This window comes from Agrobacterium sp. 16-2014-1-2a (assembly GCF_053522705.1).
This window is the reverse complement of record NZ_JBNWBX010000004.1, coordinates 181910-197935: the sequence shown is the minus strand read 5'-3', so window position 1 is coordinate 197935 and position 16026 is coordinate 181910. Positions and strand designations below refer to the sequence as shown.

The window sequence follows — 16026 nt, the reverse complement described above, 5'->3', positions numbered from 1 at the left end:
AGCATTGCGCGAGGTTCCGGGCCGGCGACGCGCTTTCTACGCGCCGTCTTCTCGCCGGCAATCCGGAAGAAAACGATCCGGTGGGTGGGTCACTGTATGTACTCCGGTTGGCACGGTTGATCCCGTGCCCACACATTATGACCGCGAACGTTGCGGCAGCATTACAATCGCCGCGACCGGTCTACAGCGCGCAAAGCGCTATCAGAATCGAACCCGGAACGTGCTTCCAGAGGGGTTGCTTTCCAGCACGATACGGCCGTTATGATTGGCGACGATCTTCTTGACGAGGCTGAGGCCAAGTCCGGCACCCGTGCTTTTCGGCGTGACCCGATAGAAAGGTTCGAATATCCGCTCCTGCTGGTCCTCGGGTATGCCCTGCCCCTCGTCGGAGATCGCGATTTCGCCGTTTGCGAGAACCGAGACATGGATCAGCCCCTTGTTTCCACCATGGTCGATGGCGTTGCGCACAATATTGCTGATGGCGCGCGGCAGGGCGAAGGGGTTGCCTTGCATGTCGTATTTTTCGATCTGCGTTTCGAAGGAGATGTCGTAACCTGCCGAAAGCGCAAGCGGCGCGAGCTCTGCCACCACCGTGCGGGCGATATCGACCAGGTCCACCACCTCGCGCCGGTCGTTCACCTGATCGTTTCGCTCAAAGGCCAGAAGCTGTTCGGCGGTTTCACCGAGCCGCGCGACATCCCCCATCAGGCGCTGCTGGTCTGGTCCGGGCAGGCCCTCTATCCGGGTCTGCATGATTGCAATCGGCGTCCTCAATTCGTGCGCGGCATCGATCAGAAAACGTTGCCGCGCCTGGAACTGCTCTTCGAGCCGCTCGAGAACGCTGTTGAAGGAAACGATCAACGGAACGACTTCGCGCGGCACATCTTCGACGGGAAGCTTCGAACCCGGTCGTCGCGGGTCGATCTCCGGTGCTTTTCTGACGACGGAGCTCAGTCCGGCAAGCGCCCGGCGCACGATGTGCGGCACGGAGAAAAACACCGCAGGCAAAAGAACCGCCAGCAGGGGGACATAAATCGGATAGGTGCCGGCAAGAAGCGTCAGAAACGACGCTCGTGCATTTGAGGTTCCGCCGAACATGATCCTGACGGGTCCCGACGTCGTCTCGATACTTTCAGCCGAAGCAACCTCGGATATGCCGCTGCCGCCGCGAATATCGGCGTCCGTCATCAGATGGACGTAGCGCGCCAGTTCGGCGTAAACAGCCGGGACGGTTCCGAAGGTCGCCGCGTGACCGTCAGGTGTCGAGACCACGAACCACAACGTTTCATTCTTCGCCTTCAAGGCGCGTAATGCCGGCCCCTCGGTAACGACCAGACCCTTTTGCGGATCAAGCGACAGCGACTCGTCAAGCGTCGCCGACAAATCGTTCCAGAGCCCGATATTGGGCGAGAGCTTCATCACCCCGTAAACGCAGAGCCCGACGGTGACGACAGCGATCATGGAGGAGACGACAATGCTGAGCTGCCAGCTCAATTGCCACCACAGGGACGGATTGGACTTGCCCTGCGCTTTCATGTGTCTTCCCTGAGCAGATAACCGATGCCGCGAATATTATGCACGCTGACCCCGGCCGAAGCGTCGAGCAGGCGTTTGCGTAGTCGCGATATATGCGCATCGAGCGCATTGGACTGGATTTCCTCCTCGTAATTGTAGACGGCGGCCTCGAGCGTCGAGCGCAGCACGGATTTGCCTTTTCGTTTCGCCAGCGTGATGAGGACCATCAACTCGCGCCTTGGCAGATCGAAGGGAAGCGAGTTGATCGTGACGCTGAGATGAAGCGGATCGATCACGATGCGGCCTGCAGCGATCTGCGACGGGGCGATGCTTGCCGGCCTTCTCAAAACCGCGCGCAGCCGCGCCAGCAGTTCGCCGACGAGAAACGGCTTGCCGAGATAGTCGTCGGCGCCGCCATTCAGCCCCTCGATCCGCTCCTCCGGTTCGTTCATCGCCGTCAATAAAATGATCGGCGTATCGATACCGGCGCGGCGCAGCTTGGGAATGAAGGTAAGCCCCTCCCCGTCCGGCAGACGACGGTCGAGCAGAATGGCATCATAGACATGCTGGCGCGCCAGCTCCATCGCATCGCCGAGCCGCATCGTATGGTCGATGACGATCCCCTGCTTGCCGAGCGTCGTCGACAGCGCATCCGCCATTTCCTTTTCGTCCTCAATCAACAGAAGTCTCATTTGCCACCGTCCCTTCGCCCCCTCCTTGTCTGCCAGAAAGGTTGCGACAGTATTGCGGCGCAGAAGATGCGGGCGGGTAATGCTGCTGCAATTATCAACACTTATCCAGAAGCCATCAGCCTGCAAGACAGGCGACATGACCGCTCGATCGGCGGTCACAGGATGAGTTTTGCCTGGAAGGATTATGTTATGTGGGTGAAAAGAACGATCAAGGCGGGGATCGCGCTTGCGGGCTGCGCTCTCGTCGTCACGGCTCTTGATCCGGCGCGCGGAAGCGTCGATGCGAACGAGCGCGTGAAGGGAATCGTGGCGTCAACCTCGATGAGCCCGGCCGGTATCCCGTTCGAACTGACGGCTGCGGAAATCGCAAGGATCGGCATACGAGCGATGGCGGAGCGGCTCAGCGTCAGTGGCGAACTTCAGCCGGTCAGCCGTGTCGTGATCCGCGCCCGCGAGGCTGGAAAAATTCTGGATATGAATGTCCGGGACGGACAGGCGGTGCGGGCGGGCGACCTGCTGGTACGGTTCGAAACCGAGGAACTGCAATCGACTCTCCTGCTGCGGCAGAGCGACCGGGATGCGGCCGAGGCCGAACTGACACTAGCGATGCAGGCCCTCACCCGAACCGAACAGCTAGCGTCAAAAAACATCGCATCGGCTGAACAGCTCGACAAGGCGAAGAGCGATGTCGTTGTGAAAACGGCAAGGCTTCAGAGCCTTTCGGCGCAGGTGGATATCGCCCGCCTTGCCCTTCGCAATGCCGAAATCCGCGCGCCTTTTGAAGGTACCATTACCCGCCGGCAGGCAGAAACCGGCTCCCGCGTCAGTGCCGATGGTGAACTCATGACGCTGGTCGATACAAGCATGCTTGAGGCGAAGGTTCTCGTTGCCACGCGCGATATCCCACGTGTCGCCGTTGGCCAGACCGCCGAACTCGATATTGACGGCATCGGCGGCCAGCCTCTCAGAAGCACCGTTGAGCGCATCAGCCCGGTCGCCGAAGACGGGACGCGCTTTGTCGCCGTCTATCTCCGGCTTGCCAACCGCGACGGCCGGCTGTGGGGAGGAATGTTCGCCAGCGGGTCCATCCTCGTGCGCGAAAAGAACGATGCGCTTGTCGTTCCTGCAATCGCGCTTCGCAAGGACGAAACCGGCTACCATGTCCTTAAAGTCATGAACGGCCATCTTCGCCGCCAGACGGTGGCGGTGGGATCGCGCTGGAACGATGGCAGCCTGATCGAGATAGGCGCCGGTCTAGAGGACGGCGAAACGATCCTGACCGCACCGCTTCCCGAATTGCAGCCCGACATGGCTGTTACGGTCGACAAGGCAGGCTGAGATGTTTGTGACCCGCATATCCGTCTCGCACCCCGTTTTCGCCACCATGATGATGGTGGCGCTTCTGGTCATGGGTCTTTTCTCGTTGCAGCGGCTGGGGCTCGACCTCTACCCCAATGTCGACGTTCCGGTCGTTGTGGTGTCCACAGCTTATCCGGGCGCCACGCCGGAAACGGTGGAGACAGAATTGACGCGCCCGGTCGAGGATGCGCTGAACGCCATCGGCGGTCTGGACGAGATCACGTCAACCTCCTACGAGGGACGCTCTGTCGTCGTCGCAAAATTCAAGCTCGAGGTTAAGAGCGCGACCGCGGCACAGGACGTGCGCGACAAGATCGCCGCCATCGACGCGAATTTCCCGCAAGAGGCCAAAAAGCCTGTCATATCCCGGTTCGATCCCGCCGCCGAGCCTATCCTGTCGGTGGCGATAAGCTCGACGTCGCTCGACGTACCCGCACTCACCACCCTTGCCGACCAGAAGGTGGTGCGGCAACTGACGACTGTTCCCGGCGTCGGGCAGGCAACGCTGGTCGGCGCCCGCAAGCGGCAGATCGACATTGTGATCGACGATACCCGTACGCGCGCGCTTGGGATCGGCATCAACGAGGTGGTGAGCGCGCTACGCACCGGCAACAGCAACAGCCCGGCTGGAAGCCTTGTCGATACCGTTTCCGAACGCACGATCCAGGTGCAGGGCCGCATCGCCGAACCGCAGGCGCTGCTGGACATGGTCGTCGCCCGGCGCGGTGGCGCAGCCATTTATCTTCGCGACATCGCCGCACTCTCCGAAGGGGCTGCCGACGCCGAAAACCGTGCCCTCTATAATGGCCAGACTGCGCTGGCGATCGACATCGTCAAGGTTCAGGATGCCAACACGGTTCAGGTTGTCGCGGATGTGAGAAAGCGCCTGGACGCCCTCAATGCCGACCTTGTTCCACAAAACGTGCAATTGCGAGTCATTACGGACACATCCATTCCCATCCGGGAATCCGTCACCCAGGTGCAGACGACGTTGATAGAAGGGGCGGCACTTGCCGTGGCCATCGTCTTCCTGTTCCTCAATTCCTGGCGCAGCACCGTCATCACCGGACTGACGCTGCCGATTGCGATCATCGGCACGCTGGCGGTCATTGATGTTATGGGCTTCACGCTCAATACACTGAGCCTCCTGGCGCTGACGCTTTCCATCGGCATTCTGGTGGATGACGCCATCGTCGTGCGCGAAAACATCACCCGTCACCTTCACATGGGGAAATCCCATATCCGCGCAGCACTCGACGGCACGAACGAAATAGGACTTGCGGTTATCGCGACAACGGCGACAATCGTGGCGGTCTTCCTGCCGGTCGCTTTCATGGACGGCATCGTCGGTCGGTTCTTCTATGAATTCGGCATCACCGTTTCAGCTGCCGTGCTGATCTCGCTTTTCGTCGCCTTCACGCTCGATCCGATGCTGTCGAGCGTCTGGTACGATCCGGATGCGCAACCCAACGCCCCGCGCGGGCCGGTGGGCCGGCTGATCGCCCGTTTCGATCACGGCTTCGAATGGCTCGCCGATCAATATCGGCACGTGATCGGTTGGACATTGCACCACCGGCTCGTCACCCTGCTCGTCACATCAGGCATTTTTGTCGGCAGCCTGCTCATGGTGCCGTTGGTCGGTGCGGAATTCGTCCCGAATACGGATGAAGGCCGCTTCCAGATCAACGTCACGGCACCGGTCGGCTCCTCGCTGGATTACACCACGGCGAAGGTGCGGCAGGTCGAGAAGGCACTCCAGGAATTCCCGGAGGTCGAAATGCTCTATTCCACCGTCAATACCGGCGGCACCGTCGGTAAACATCGCGCCGCCGTTCTGGTGGGGCTGGTGCCGCTGGAGATGCGCACCCGAACTCCGGTCACGCTGGCCGATCCGATCCGCAAACGCCTGTCGGCCTTATCGGGCATAGAGGTCGCGATCCTGCAAAACGGCCTCGGCGGTGGCGAAAGCCCCGTCCAGCTCAGCATTCTTGGTGACGACCGGGCGATCCTCGAAAAGATCGCCGACGGTCTGATGGAAGACATGAAAAAAATCCCCGGCCTGGTGGATGTGACCTCAAGCACCCGCGACGTAACCTCCATCCTTTCGGTACGCCTGAAAAGCGAGGCGGCAAGCGATCTCGGCATTTCCCGATCCGATCTTGCCGCAGCGCTCTCGCCGCTCATCGCCGGTGAGGACGTGTCGAAATGGACGGATGCGGGCGGTAACAGCTACGACATCGTCGTGCGCCTGCCCGGCGAGCGGCGTGCCGACACGACGAGGATCAGCGAGTTGATGATCGCCACCAGCCGCACGGCATCCAACGGCTCGCCCCTGATGGTGCGTCTGGATCAGGTCGCCGATATCACCACCGTGGAAGCACCCGCCGAAATCCGCCGCATCGACAATCGCCGCGAGGTGCTGATTTCGGCCAACATATCCGGACGAGCGCTTGGCGAAGTGACAGATGTGTTGAAAACCCTCACCGCCGCCCACGACCTGCCGGACGGCTACCGTATCCGCTTCGGCGGCGACGCCGAAACCATGGAGGAGACGGTTAGCCACATGGTAACCGCGCTCGCAATGGCGGTCATATTCATCTACATCGTGCTCGCCTCGCAATTCGGCAGTTTCCTGCAACCGCTCGCCATCATGGCGTCGCTGCCGCTATCTCTCATCGGCGTCCTCGTCGGGCTCTTGGTTGCCGGCAGCACGATCAACATGTTCTCGCTGATCGGCTTCATCATGCTGATGGGCCTCGTTACCAAAAACGGCATCCTGCTTGTCGATTTCGCTAACCGCGAAAGGAAGCGTGGACTTCCGCTCAACGAAGCGCTGGCGAGCGCCGGCATCATCCGCTTCCGCCCGATCATCATGACGACGCTTGCGATGATTTTCGGCATGATCCCGCTCGGGCTGGCTGTTGGCGGTGGCGGGGCGCAGCGCGCGCCAATGGCGCACGCAGTAATCGGCGGCCTCATCAGCTCCACCCTGCTCACCCTGATCGTCGTGCCGACAATCCTGTCTTACATCGACAGCATCACCCGGCGTTTCGCCCGCCTGCTACCGAAGGCACCGGACGAGATGGGGGAGACGGAACTTCCAGATCACCCGGCTTAGCGTTGCTTTGGTAGGTTTTTAACAAAGAGGGTCCTGTTCGAGCAAGGTTTGGCGTTGGTCGAGAGTCCAGGATTCTTTTTTTCCCGTCGCTTGTCTGAGGCGTAGAGATCGCAGGAAGGCACAAGCGACCATCGTCATCAACGCGTGCAAGTGTCTGTAGAAGGTCGCTTTGGATATCCGTGCTTCCGGCGGACATCGGCCGCCAGGCCGCTCACCTGCTCTCTCGATATCTCGATAATGTGCTTATCCGTGAACATGAACGCTTTATGCTGTCCGTCTCGGCAGGGCAAAGTACCATTAATCGCGAACAGCGTTTCACCGGCGTATACCAATCACCTATAGCGGCAAACCAAGCGCAAGCAAGCGCTGCTATACTTCTCGTACATGGTCATGGTGGTCTCCTTATTGTAGGTCTCGGGTTCTTCCTGTAGGGTAAAGTCGTATGTAAGCCGCGAGCGAGGGTTGCGAAATAGAAATGAGACCTGACGAGATTGTCTTGGCCGATATCCTGCCTCGCGACAAAAATGGCTTCGACCTCGTGCGTCTCGCCGCCGCTGCGCAATGGTTTTCGGGCACTCCTTCTATATATTCCAGACGGGCGGCTATTCGGAGCTGGAAACGCAATTGATAGAGAAGAATTACACCGGCACGCTTGCGGTCGGCGTTTTCTTCTTCCTGAGCGGCATCCTGGTAACGCAAAGCTATGCGCTTAACGCCTCACCGGCACGCTTCCTTCTTATGCGTGCATTCCGCATATAACCCGGCGTCATCGTCTGCTTGGCTATCATATCATTCGTGATCGGGCCGGTCGTAACCACGATGCGTGTGATGGACTATTTCGCGAGCCGGCAGGTCTTTTGCTATTTCGCAGACCACGTCAGCTTGCTGAGCATCTTCCCGGTAAAGTGCTGGGATTCGCCGGGTGCTTTCGCGGAAAACCGCATACCCTCAGCACCGAACGGGTCGTTGTGGGCTCTCACGCCCGAAATCATCTGCTATGCGTATGTGCTGGCGTTCGAGGTGCTCGGGCTCATCAAAACGAGGATCAGGATAATGGCCACGTTGGCCGCAATCCTGGTGGTTCATTCAGTTGCGCCGCGTGCAGTCCTTTATTTTTCGGACGTAGAATATTCCGACATTCTGAAGGTTGGGCTGTTTTTCATGCCCGGCGTCTTTGCCTGCCCTTTTCGCCATGCTGTTGATCGTTGCCGCTACCATTTTGCAGAGGGCCTTCGTTCAGGAGTATGCCCTTTTCTATTCGGTGCTTGTATTCTCGGCATCCCAGACCTTTCATCGGATCAAGCTCCCCGGTGGCTATTCCTATCGCCTATGGCGTCTACATCTATGGTTGGCCCATTCAGCAAACCGTCGCGCATTTGATTACGATTCCTGCCGCTCTCTTGGCTGGATATCTGTCCTTGACGTTTGTGGAAAAGCCAGCATTGGCTTTCGTTCGTAGCTTCAGTTTCCGGCGCCGCGCAAGCACAGTATAATAGTTGCGGGAGACGCCCAACACTTCTGCACGTCCCGCAAAGTCCTATTTTGCGTTGCCACTATCTCGGCTTGATTGTACTCTTCGCCCTCTAGTTGACTACGGAGGAGCTAATGAATGCGTTTGATCAAGATGGCGAAACGAGCCGCCCAGCATTAACGTGGGTGGACGGAGCAACCTTTTCCGTCGGTGGTCACACAATCACGATGGATTACGAGTATGGCGGCAGCAAGCGTGAATCCGGTCAATCCGATTTCACAATGATGAAATCAAGAACCTTTCTCGATCAATATCTCGCCCATGAGGGCGAAGACTTTCAGCGGATTTTCGAACTCGGCGTATATCAGGGCGGCTCATTTGTGTTCCTGAACGAAGTGTTTAAGCCAAGCAAAATCGCTGCCGTCGAGCTGTCCGAAGTGCCGATCCCCGCGCTCGACACGTACATTGATGCCCAACAGGGGCGCGCCAAGCTCTATTACGGGACCTCTCAGGATAATGAGGCAAGACTTGCCGAGATTGTGCAAACCGATTTTGGCGGCGAGCTTGATCTGGTGGTCGATGATGCCTCGCATTTCTACGATCAGACAAAGGCAAGCTTCAGAACGCTGTTCCCGCAATTGCGCCCCGGCGGCCTGTACATCATTGAGGATTGGAGCTGGAGTTTCTTTGACGACTACCAAGCACCAGATCATCCCTGGGCAGAACACCACTCTCTCGCCAATCTGGCTATCGACTTGATGGAAGAGATGGCACTTGGCCCCATGATCGAGGAAGTGATAGTGTCTCCACATATGATCAAGGTCAGGCGCTCGAGAGAAAAATCAGCCCCTGTTTTTGTAAAGGAGAACCGCAGGGGCCGCGAGTTCAAGCTGATCTAATGACGATAATCCGTAGATGCCAGAATCGTTACAGCCCGAAAGGCGCCCTCGGACCTCGTTCAAAAAGATCATTCCGAACCGCAGCCACAGAACTGGCTACTCATGAGACGCCGGTCCATCACGGCATCAGGCTTTCCTAATTTCGACCAGTCAACACTGCCGTCAGGACTTTTCTTCGGTCAGGCGTTTCCTCTTCCCCCTCGGGCGGAAGTCGACCAGAAGCGATTTCAGTTCGATTTCCCGGACGCGCCTTGCTGCCTCGTCCGGGCGAACCCATTCCAGAAGGCGTTCGCCGCGCTCCTTGAAACTCGTTTCCTCCCCGGTGATCTCGATCTGGAAGACATCGACAACGCAGGGAACGACATCGCCATTGTCGAGCATCTTGAGATAGGTGTAGCGGCCAACGGCGTCCTTCCTCACGCGGCCGCGAACGCCCGCTTCCTCCCACGCCTCGATCGCGGCAGCCTCATGCGGCTTCTTGCGTTTCATCGGCCAGCCGCGCGGAATGATCCAGCGTGCGCTGGTGCGGGAGGTGACGACGAGGATTTCGATCTCTTCGCCGCTTCCGGTATAACGGAAGCATAAGGCGGCATATTGCTGCCGGAAAGAGCCGGTGAACAGCTTTTCAGGAACAGCAGCAAGTTGCTGAAGCAATGTCAGGGAACGCGCCGGACGGGCTTTCCGGCTTTTCTTCATGGATTTCATATCCGTTGATACTGCCGATTTTCCGGGTTGCATCAATGCCCCGCGTGCATTTATGACAGTTTTATGACAGTCACCCCCCACAACTAATAAAGCGCCATTGAGGGCCAATTCGCATGATGAGCATTTTTCGCAAGCTGATGCCGCGCGAGGACCGTTTCTTCGACATGTTTAGCAAACATTCGGAAACGGTCGTCAAAGCCGCCGCAGCTCTGGACCACCTTCTGAGCGGCGTCGCCGTCGAGAAAAACTGCGACCTTATCGTCGCCCTCGAAGACCAGGCGGATGATATTACCCGCGACGTTCTGCTTGCGGTGCGCCGCAGCTTCATAACGCCCTTTGATCGTGGCGATATCAAGGACCTCATCCAGTCCATGGATGACGCCATCGACATGATGCACAAGACCGTCAAGACGATCCGGCTGTTCGAGCAAACCGAATTCGACCCGCTGATGCGCGAGATGGGTCACGAGATCGTGCGTGCGGCAAGCCTCGTCGCCGAAGCCATCCCGCTTCTGGAAAAGGTCGGCACCAATGCCCAGCGCCTGTCGGTGATTGCCGAAGAGGTTACCCGCGTCGAAGGGCGCTCCGACGAGCTTCATGACCAGGGCCTGAAGGACCTCTTCCGGCGCCATGGTGCGACCGGCAATGCCATGGCCTATATGATCGGCAGCGAGATCTACGGCGAACTCGAAAAGGTCGTCGACCGCTTCGAGGACGTGGCGAACGAGATCAGCGGCATCGTTATCGAGAACGTCTGATGGATGTCGCGCTTGCACTGCCACTGCTTGTCGGCCTTATCGCCATCGCGCTGTTCTTCGATTTTCTGAACGGTCTCCACGACGCCGCAAATTCCATCGCCACCATCGTCTCCACCCGTGTATTGCGCCCGCAATATGCGGTGGCATGGGCGGCCTTCTTCAATTTCATCGCCTTCCTGTTCTTCGGCCTGCATGTGGCCGAAACGCTCGGCACCGGCATCATCGATCCGGCCATCGTTTCCCCGCAGGTCATCTTCGCGGCATTGATGGGCGCCATCGTCTGGAACATCGTCACCTGGATTTTCGGCATTCCCTCCAGCTCGTCACATGCCTTGATCGGCGGTCTCGTCGGTGCGGGCTTTGCGAAGGTCGGTTTCAATTCCATCGTCTGGTCGGGTCTTCTGAAAACCGTGGGCGCGATCTTCATGTCGCCGGCCATCGGCTTTTTCCTGGCACTGCTGCTGGTGCTTGCCGTCTCCTGGCTGTTCGTGCGCCAGACACCCTTCGCCGTGGATCGTACCTTCCGCATCATGCAGTTCATTTCCGCCTCGCTCTATTCGCTCGGCCACGGCGGCAATGACGCACAGAAGACCATGGGCATCATCGCTGTGCTGCTGTTCAGCCAGGGGCATCTTGGAGAGAGCTTCTACGTGCCGTTCTGGGTGGTGATCTCGTGCCAGTCGGCCATGGCGCTCGGCACGCTGTTCGGTGGCTGGCGCATCGTGCACACCATGGGGTCGAAAATCACCAGGCTGAACCCGATGCAGGGGTTCTGCGCCGAAACCGGCGGTGCGCTGACACTTTTCGGCGCGACGTGGCTCGGCATTCCGGTGTCCACCACCCATACGATCACCGGCGCCATCATCGGCGTCGGTGCCGCGCGTCGCGTCTCGGCGGTGCGTTGGGGCCTTGCGGGCAATATCGTCATTGCCTGGGTCGTGACCATGCCGGCCGCTGCCCTGATATCCGCATCTGTCTATGGTCTTACATCGTTGTTCGGCTGAGACAGAGTACCGCCCTCTCTGCCAAAGCTCCCGGAACAAAAGCCACCCTGTGGTTGTTGATCCGGGAGACAACAGGCGACAAGGCGGATCGCGGATCATGGCACGGCAGGTTTTCTGGAAGGGCTATCTGAAGCTGTCGCTGGTGACGGCCGCAGTTTCGCTGACGCCTGCCACAACAGAAAGCAACAAATACCGCTTCCACGTTCTCAACCGCAAAACCGGCAATCGCGTCGAAAGCCGCTATGTCGACAGCGTTACCCACAAGCCGGTGGCCGCAAAGAACCAGGTAAAGGGGTTTCCCCGCGCCGAAGACGATTATGTGTTGCTGGAGGATGACGAGATCGATGCGGTCGCGCTCGAAAGCACCCGCACCATCGACATCCAGACCTTCGTACCCACAGGCTCTATCGACTGGATATGGTACGACCGGCCGCACTTCCTGCGCCCGGAAGACAAGATCGGCACAGAAGCCTTCAGCGTGATCCGCGAAGCCATGCGGGCAAACGGCGTTGTCGGCATTGCGCGGCTTGTTCTCTATCGCCGCGAAAGAGCGGTTCTGCTGGAACCGTCAGGCAAGGGCATCATTCTGTGGACCCTGCACTATGGCGAGGAAGTGCGCGAAAGCATCGACGCGCTGGATCCGAAGATGAAATTCGAAAAGCCGCTGCTGGACGCGATGGAAAAACGCATCGGCAAACAGATGACGGGATGGAAACCGGCGCTGGTGCAGGATCCGATCCAGAAAAAGATCAGCGCTTTGCTGAAAACCAAGAGTAAGACCGTCTCTTCCCCGGAAAAGAAGACCGGCACGAAAACCCGGACCGGCGGCAATGTCATCAACATCATGGATGCCTTGAAGAAAAGCCTTGCCTCGGACAAGAAAGGCTGACGCTCATCGGGCCTTTTTCGGCAGGGGTCGCGCGGCAGCGAAAAAGCCGTCCCATGGATCCTTCTTCAGGGCAGAAAGGCGCGCGCCGATATTGCTGACCGTGAAGTGTGCCGGACCTATCTCATCTGAGAGTTCCGTCCATTCGATTGGCGCTGAAATGGCGGCTCCCGGTCGGGCACGTGTCGAATAGGGCGCAACAGCCGTATTGCCCCTGCCATTACGCAGATAGTCGAGGAAGATGCGGCCCTGGCGTTTCGCTTTGGTTGCCACCGCAAGATATTTCTCCGGCTCCGCCTTGGCCATGTCATCCGCCATGGTCTTTGCAAAGGCCTTCAAGGCCGGCCATCCCGCTTCTGGTTTCAAAGGTGCCACGACATGCAACCCCTTGCCGCCGGAGGTTTTCACGAAAGCGGCCAGACCGGCATCTTCGAAACGCCGCTTCAGTTCCAGTGCCGCATCGATTACATCCTGCCATGACACGTCCTCGCCGGGGTCTATATCCATGGTGATCATGTCAGGCTTTTCCCAGTTCGCGGTTGTCGCCCCCCATGGGTGAATTTCAAGCGCAGCGGACTGGACCAGGGCCATCATGCCATCGAAATCCTTAATCCTGATCAGCGGTTCCCCGCCCTTGTCCTTCGGATCCTTGATCTGTTCTATCGCCTTGTTCACACCGCGCCAGGCGTGTTTCTGGAAGAAACGCTGCCCATCGATCCCTTCAGGACAACGCAGCAGCGCCAGAGGCCGGTTGACGACAAAGGGGGCCATATAGCGCCAGACCTGGGTGTAATAATCGGCAAGCCCTTCCTTGGTCACGCCATTGTCCGGCCAATAAAGTCGTTCCGGATGGGTGAACTTGATCTTTGACTGCGGCGTCCCTTGTTCCGACACGGCTTTATCCTCGCGTTCGATTTCGCCCGCCGGCTTGTCTTCCCGCAAGCCGCGGAATGATGCATGGCGCAGATTGCCATCTCCGGACCAGGCACGAAACTCCACTTCTGCAACCAGTTCCGGCTTGACGAAATGCAGGTCGCGGCGCGCAAGTGCCGTGAGCTTTTCGCCGAAAGGGCTGTCATCGATGCCCAGCGGCTTCAGGCGGCCAAGCAGCATTTCGGCAATGTCAGCGGTATAGCCGGTGCCGACGCGGCCGACATGACGCAGCTTGCCTTCCTCATAAACGCCGAGCGCCAGCGAGCCGATGGCATGGTCCGACGCGGAGGAAAGCGTATAGCCGCCGATGACGAATTCCTGCCGCATCGAGCACTTGGATTTCACCCAGTTACCCTTGCGGCCAGAGACGTATTTGCTGGCCTTGACCTTGGAGATAACGCCCTCGAGGCTGAGGCGGCAGGCATGATCGAGAACAAGCCCGCCGCTTTCCTCGAAATGTTCGCTGTAGCGAAGATGCGGGTTGCTGGCGGGCAGCAGCTTTTCCAGTAGCGCCTTGCGGTCCGTCAGCGCCGCCCCGCGCAAATCCGTGCCATCCAGATACAGGAGATCGAAGGCATAAAAAACGAAGCGGTCGCTGCGCCCTTCGCTCAAGTCCTTTTGCAAGGCAGAGAAATCCGAGGCGCCGCTGTCCCGTTCCACCACGATTTCACCGTCGATCATCAGTGTTTCTGCCGGCAGCGACTTGAGCGCTCGAGCCACGGCATCGCCGAACTTTTCGGTCCAGTCCAGTCCGCTACGGGTCAGAAGCTGGAGTTTGCCGTGGTCGATACGGACCTGCAGGCGATAGCCGTCGAACTTGATCTCATGCAGCCAGCGGGAGCCTTCCGGTGGCTTGGGTTTCAGCGTCGCAAGTGCCGGCGGCACGAAGGATGACAGCGCCTGTTTGCGGGCACCTTTCGGCAGGGCATGCGCCTGTTTTTGGCCCGAGGAAGAACTAACGGCCTTTTTCGATACGGGCTTCGAATTCCAGGTGTCTTTCGGCTTGGCGGCAACTTCTTCAACACTTCGGCCAGTCTTCACGGATTCCGGCCGCTCCTCCAGAATATCGGCGCCGCCATCATGCCTTGCCTCTTCGTCGTCGCCCTTGATCAGCAGCCAGTTTTCACGGCTTTCACCGAGCTTTCCATGCATACGTACAAGATGCCAGCGGCCTTTAAGCTTTTCGCCCTCCAGTTCGAATTCGAGATGGCCTTTGCGGTAGCCTTTCTTCGCGTCGCCAATCGGGCGCCAGACACCACGATCCCAAAGAATGACGGTGCCGCCGCCATATTGACCTTTCGGGATTACGCCTTCGAAGTCGCCGTAGCTTAAAGGGTGGTCCTCGACGTGGACCGCAAGGCGCTTGTCCTCAGGGTCAAGGCTCGGCCCGCGGGTTACCGCCCAGCTTTTAAGGACGCCGTCCATCTCCAGCCGGAAATCGTAATGCAGCCGGCGGGCATCGTGCTTCTGTATGACGAAACTCGATCCCTGCGCATCGACCTTGTCGCCCTTCGGCTCCGGCGTCTTGTCGAAACTGCGCTTGGCGTTATAGCTCTGCAAACCCATGGATCAGCTCGCTTTCCGGGAGGATTTGCGCCCCGCACCAGCGGTAGATTTTCCGCTGTCGCCGTCACCGGCGCTGCGGCGCAAAGCCTCCTTCAGGTCGATGATGTTATCTTGCTTGCGCGGCGGCTGTTTGCTGATTTCCCTGCCCTCGATCTTCGCCTTCACCAGTTCCGCCAGCGCATCATTGTAACGATCGGTATATTCCGCCGGATCGAATGTGCCTGCCCGTTTCCCGATGATGTGACCGGCGAGTTCAAGCATCTCTTCATCGAACTGAATATCGGGAATGGACTTGAAAACGGTGGTTTGCGAGCGAACCTCGTAGCCGAAATTCAAGGTCGTCGCCACGAGCGCCTTGCCGCTTGGACGGATCAACAGCACGCGGTTTCGGCGAAAGAGTACCGCTTCGCCAAGTGCCGAGACCTTCTCGTCGTCCATGGCTTTTGCCAGCAGCGTCAAAGCCTCTTCGCCACCTTCCTGTGTCGGCGCCAGATAATAGGATTTATCGAAATAGAGCTTGTCGATCTCGTCGTGGCTCAGAAAATGCCTGATGCGGATGACCTTGTCGTTTTCCGGCATCAGCGTTGCGATCTCATCTCCCTCGATGACGATATGGTCGCCATTGTCGAGTTCATATCCCTTAACCTGATCCTCGCGGTCGACAGCGTCGCCGGTATCGCTATCGACATATTGCCTTTCGACGCGATGGCCGGTCTTTCGGTTGACGATGTTGAAGGAGATCTTTTCCGATGAAGTGAGCGCGGAATAAAGACCGATTTCACAGTTGAAATCGCCGAATGTCAGATGACCCTTCCAGCTCGCTCTCCGGTTCATGATGGCCGCCCATGGTCGTCTTGAGAGGATTGGCCTCTGCCCCGGTCCGCAGCAAGTATTCGCTCGATAGCGGGAACGTCTGCCTCCGCCAACACCGGCACAGGGTCGGATGCCATTGCCTCCAGGACCTCTGGCGAAAGCCCGCCATTGCGGATGACCCATTCCATGGCCTCGCGCGTTTGCCGCTCGGCCTTCAGCTGCGCATAAAGCGCCAGTATCAGCCGGTCGCGGACATCGAAGGGCTTCACATCTCTTTCTGAACGTTCTGTCTGTCGTTTCATGTCAA

At 58.7% G+C, this 16026-nt stretch carries 14 protein-coding genes; 8 read left to right on the top strand and 6 right to left on the bottom strand.

Going from position 1 to position 16026, the window contains the following annotated elements; translation table 11 throughout:
• Positions 1 to 201: 201 nt before the first annotated feature.
• On the bottom strand, positions 202 to 1536 hold the full coding sequence (locus ACQZ45_RS15080; RefSeq protein WP_112152741.1) for a sensor histidine kinase: 1335 nt from the start codon (positions 1534 to 1536) through the stop codon (positions 202 to 204).
• Positions 1533 to 2207, bottom strand: coding sequence for a response regulator transcription factor (locus ACQZ45_RS15075; RefSeq protein WP_004431205.1), 675 nt, complete (start codon positions 2205 to 2207; stop codon positions 1533 to 1535). Before ACQZ45_RS15075 ends, ACQZ45_RS15080 begins: the two co-directional genes overlap by 4 nt.
• Positions 2208 to 2396: 189 nt before the next feature.
• Here ACQZ45_RS15075 and ACQZ45_RS15070 point away from each other — a divergent pair, with 189 nt between their 5' ends.
• The 5 genes from ACQZ45_RS15070 to ACQZ45_RS15050 all read left to right on the top strand — a co-directional run bounded on the left by ACQZ45_RS15070 (position 2397) and on the right by ACQZ45_RS15050 (position 9054).
• Positions 2397 to 3545, top strand: a complete 1149-nt coding sequence (locus ACQZ45_RS15070) for an efflux RND transporter periplasmic adaptor subunit (protein WP_065688629.1) — start codon at positions 2397 to 2399, stop codon at positions 3543 to 3545.
• 1 nt (position 3546) lies between these two features.
• Positions 3547 to 6684 (top strand): efflux RND transporter permease subunit, encoded by a 3138-nt coding sequence (locus tag ACQZ45_RS15065; RefSeq protein ID WP_448742333.1) that lies wholly within the window; start codon positions 3547 to 3549, stop codon positions 6682 to 6684.
• 624 nt (positions 6685 to 7308) lie between these two features.
• Positions 7309 to 7443, top strand: a complete 135-nt coding sequence (locus ACQZ45_RS15060; protein ID WP_269085635.1) for a hypothetical protein — start codon at positions 7309 to 7311, stop codon at positions 7441 to 7443.
• Positions 7444 to 7512: 69 nt separating this feature from the next.
• Positions 7513 to 8064, top strand: coding sequence for a hypothetical protein (locus tag ACQZ45_RS15055; RefSeq protein ID WP_139104363.1), 552 nt, complete (start codon positions 7513 to 7515; stop codon positions 8062 to 8064).
• 225 nt (positions 8065 to 8289) lie between these two features.
• Positions 8290 to 9054 (top strand): class I SAM-dependent methyltransferase, encoded by a 765-nt coding sequence (locus tag ACQZ45_RS15050; protein WP_081308588.1) that lies wholly within the window; start codon positions 8290 to 8292, stop codon positions 9052 to 9054.
• A 162-nt stretch (positions 9055 to 9216) separates the two neighbouring features.
• On the opposite strand, the gene ACQZ45_RS15045 is transcribed toward ACQZ45_RS15050, so the two are convergent.
• Entirely contained in the window at positions 9217 to 9759 is a 543-nt protein-coding gene (locus tag ACQZ45_RS15045) for an NUDIX hydrolase (protein WP_019566666.1), read from the bottom strand.
• A 113-nt stretch (positions 9760 to 9872) separates the two neighbouring features.
• Between ACQZ45_RS15045 and ACQZ45_RS15040 the strand changes: the two genes are divergently transcribed.
• The 3 genes from ACQZ45_RS15040 to ku (ACQZ45_RS15030) all read left to right on the top strand — a co-directional run bounded on the left by ACQZ45_RS15040 (position 9873) and on the right by ku (ACQZ45_RS15030) (position 12410).
• On the top strand, positions 9873 to 10517 hold the full coding sequence (locus tag ACQZ45_RS15040; RefSeq protein ID WP_112152743.1) for a DUF47 domain-containing protein: 645 nt from the start codon (positions 9873 to 9875) through the stop codon (positions 10515 to 10517).
• Positions 10517 to 11521, top strand: coding sequence for an inorganic phosphate transporter (locus tag ACQZ45_RS15035; RefSeq protein ID WP_004431194.1), 1005 nt, complete (start codon positions 10517 to 10519; stop codon positions 11519 to 11521). Before ACQZ45_RS15040 ends, ACQZ45_RS15035 begins: the two co-directional genes overlap by 1 nt.
• Positions 11522 to 11618: 97 nt before the next feature.
• Positions 11619 to 12410: a non-homologous end joining protein Ku gene (gene ku, locus ACQZ45_RS15030; RefSeq protein ID WP_065660285.1), complete on the top strand. Its 792-nt coding sequence runs from the start codon at positions 11619 to 11621 to the stop codon at positions 12408 to 12410.
• A gap of 3 nt (positions 12411 to 12413) precedes the next feature.
• Here ku (ACQZ45_RS15030) and ligD read toward each other — a convergent pair whose 3' ends face one another.
• The 3 genes from ligD to ACQZ45_RS15015 are packed head-to-tail and all read right to left on the bottom strand — an operon-like array spanning position 12414 to position 16021.
• On the bottom strand, positions 12414 to 14906 hold the full coding sequence (gene ligD / locus ACQZ45_RS15025) for a DNA ligase D (RefSeq protein ID WP_065688542.1): 2493 nt from the start codon (positions 14904 to 14906) through the stop codon (positions 12414 to 12416).
• Positions 14907 to 14909: 3 nt separating this feature from the next.
• On the bottom strand, positions 14910 to 15740 hold the full coding sequence (gene ku, locus ACQZ45_RS15020; RefSeq protein WP_019566663.1) for a non-homologous end joining protein Ku: 831 nt from the start codon (positions 15738 to 15740) through the stop codon (positions 14910 to 14912).
• Complete coding sequence (locus ACQZ45_RS15015; RefSeq protein ID WP_065688540.1) at positions 15737 to 16021, bottom strand: hypothetical protein; 285 nt, start codon at positions 16019 to 16021, stop codon at positions 15737 to 15739. The genes ku (ACQZ45_RS15020) and ACQZ45_RS15015 overlap by 4 nt, the downstream gene beginning before the upstream one ends.
• Positions 16022 to 16026: the final 5 nt, after the last annotated feature.

Coding starts and splice junctions, on each gene's coding strand:
- ku (WP_065660285.1), top strand. CDS start 11,619: ATGGCACGGCAGGTTTTCTGGAAGGGCTATCTGAAGCTGTCGCTGGTG.
- ACQZ45_RS15035 (WP_004431194.1), top strand. CDS start 10,517: ATGGATGTCGCGCTTGCACTGCCACTGCTTGTCGGCCTTATCGCCATC.
- ACQZ45_RS15055 (WP_139104363.1), top strand. CDS start 7,513: ATGGACTATTTCGCGAGCCGGCAGGTCTTTTGCTATTTCGCAGACCAC.
- ACQZ45_RS15040 (WP_112152743.1), top strand. CDS start 9,873: ATGATGAGCATTTTTCGCAAGCTGATGCCGCGCGAGGACCGTTTCTTC.
- ACQZ45_RS15050 (WP_081308588.1), top strand. CDS start 8,290: ATGAATGCGTTTGATCAAGATGGCGAAACGAGCCGCCCAGCATTAACG.
- ACQZ45_RS15080 (WP_112152741.1), bottom strand. CDS start 1,536: ATGAAAGCGCAGGGCAAGTCCAATCCGTCCCTGTGGTGGCAATTGAGC.
- ACQZ45_RS15065 (WP_448742333.1), top strand. CDS start 3,547: ATGTTTGTGACCCGCATATCCGTCTCGCACCCCGTTTTCGCCACCATG.
- ligD (WP_065688542.1), bottom strand. CDS start 14,906: ATGGGTTTGCAGAGCTATAACGCCAAGCGCAGTTTCGACAAGACGCCG.
- ACQZ45_RS15070 (WP_065688629.1), top strand. CDS start 2,397: ATGTGGGTGAAAAGAACGATCAAGGCGGGGATCGCGCTTGCGGGCTGC.
- ACQZ45_RS15015 (WP_065688540.1), bottom strand. CDS start 16,021: ATGAAACGACAGACAGAACGTTCAGAAAGAGATGTGAAGCCCTTCGAT.
- ku (WP_019566663.1), bottom strand. CDS start 15,740: ATGAACCGGAGAGCGAGCTGGAAGGGTCATCTGACATTCGGCGATTTC.
- ACQZ45_RS15045 (WP_019566666.1), bottom strand. CDS start 9,759: ATGAAATCCATGAAGAAAAGCCGGAAAGCCCGTCCGGCGCGTTCCCTG.
- ACQZ45_RS15075 (WP_004431205.1), bottom strand. CDS start 2,207: ATGAGACTTCTGTTGATTGAGGACGAAAAGGAAATGGCGGATGCGCTG.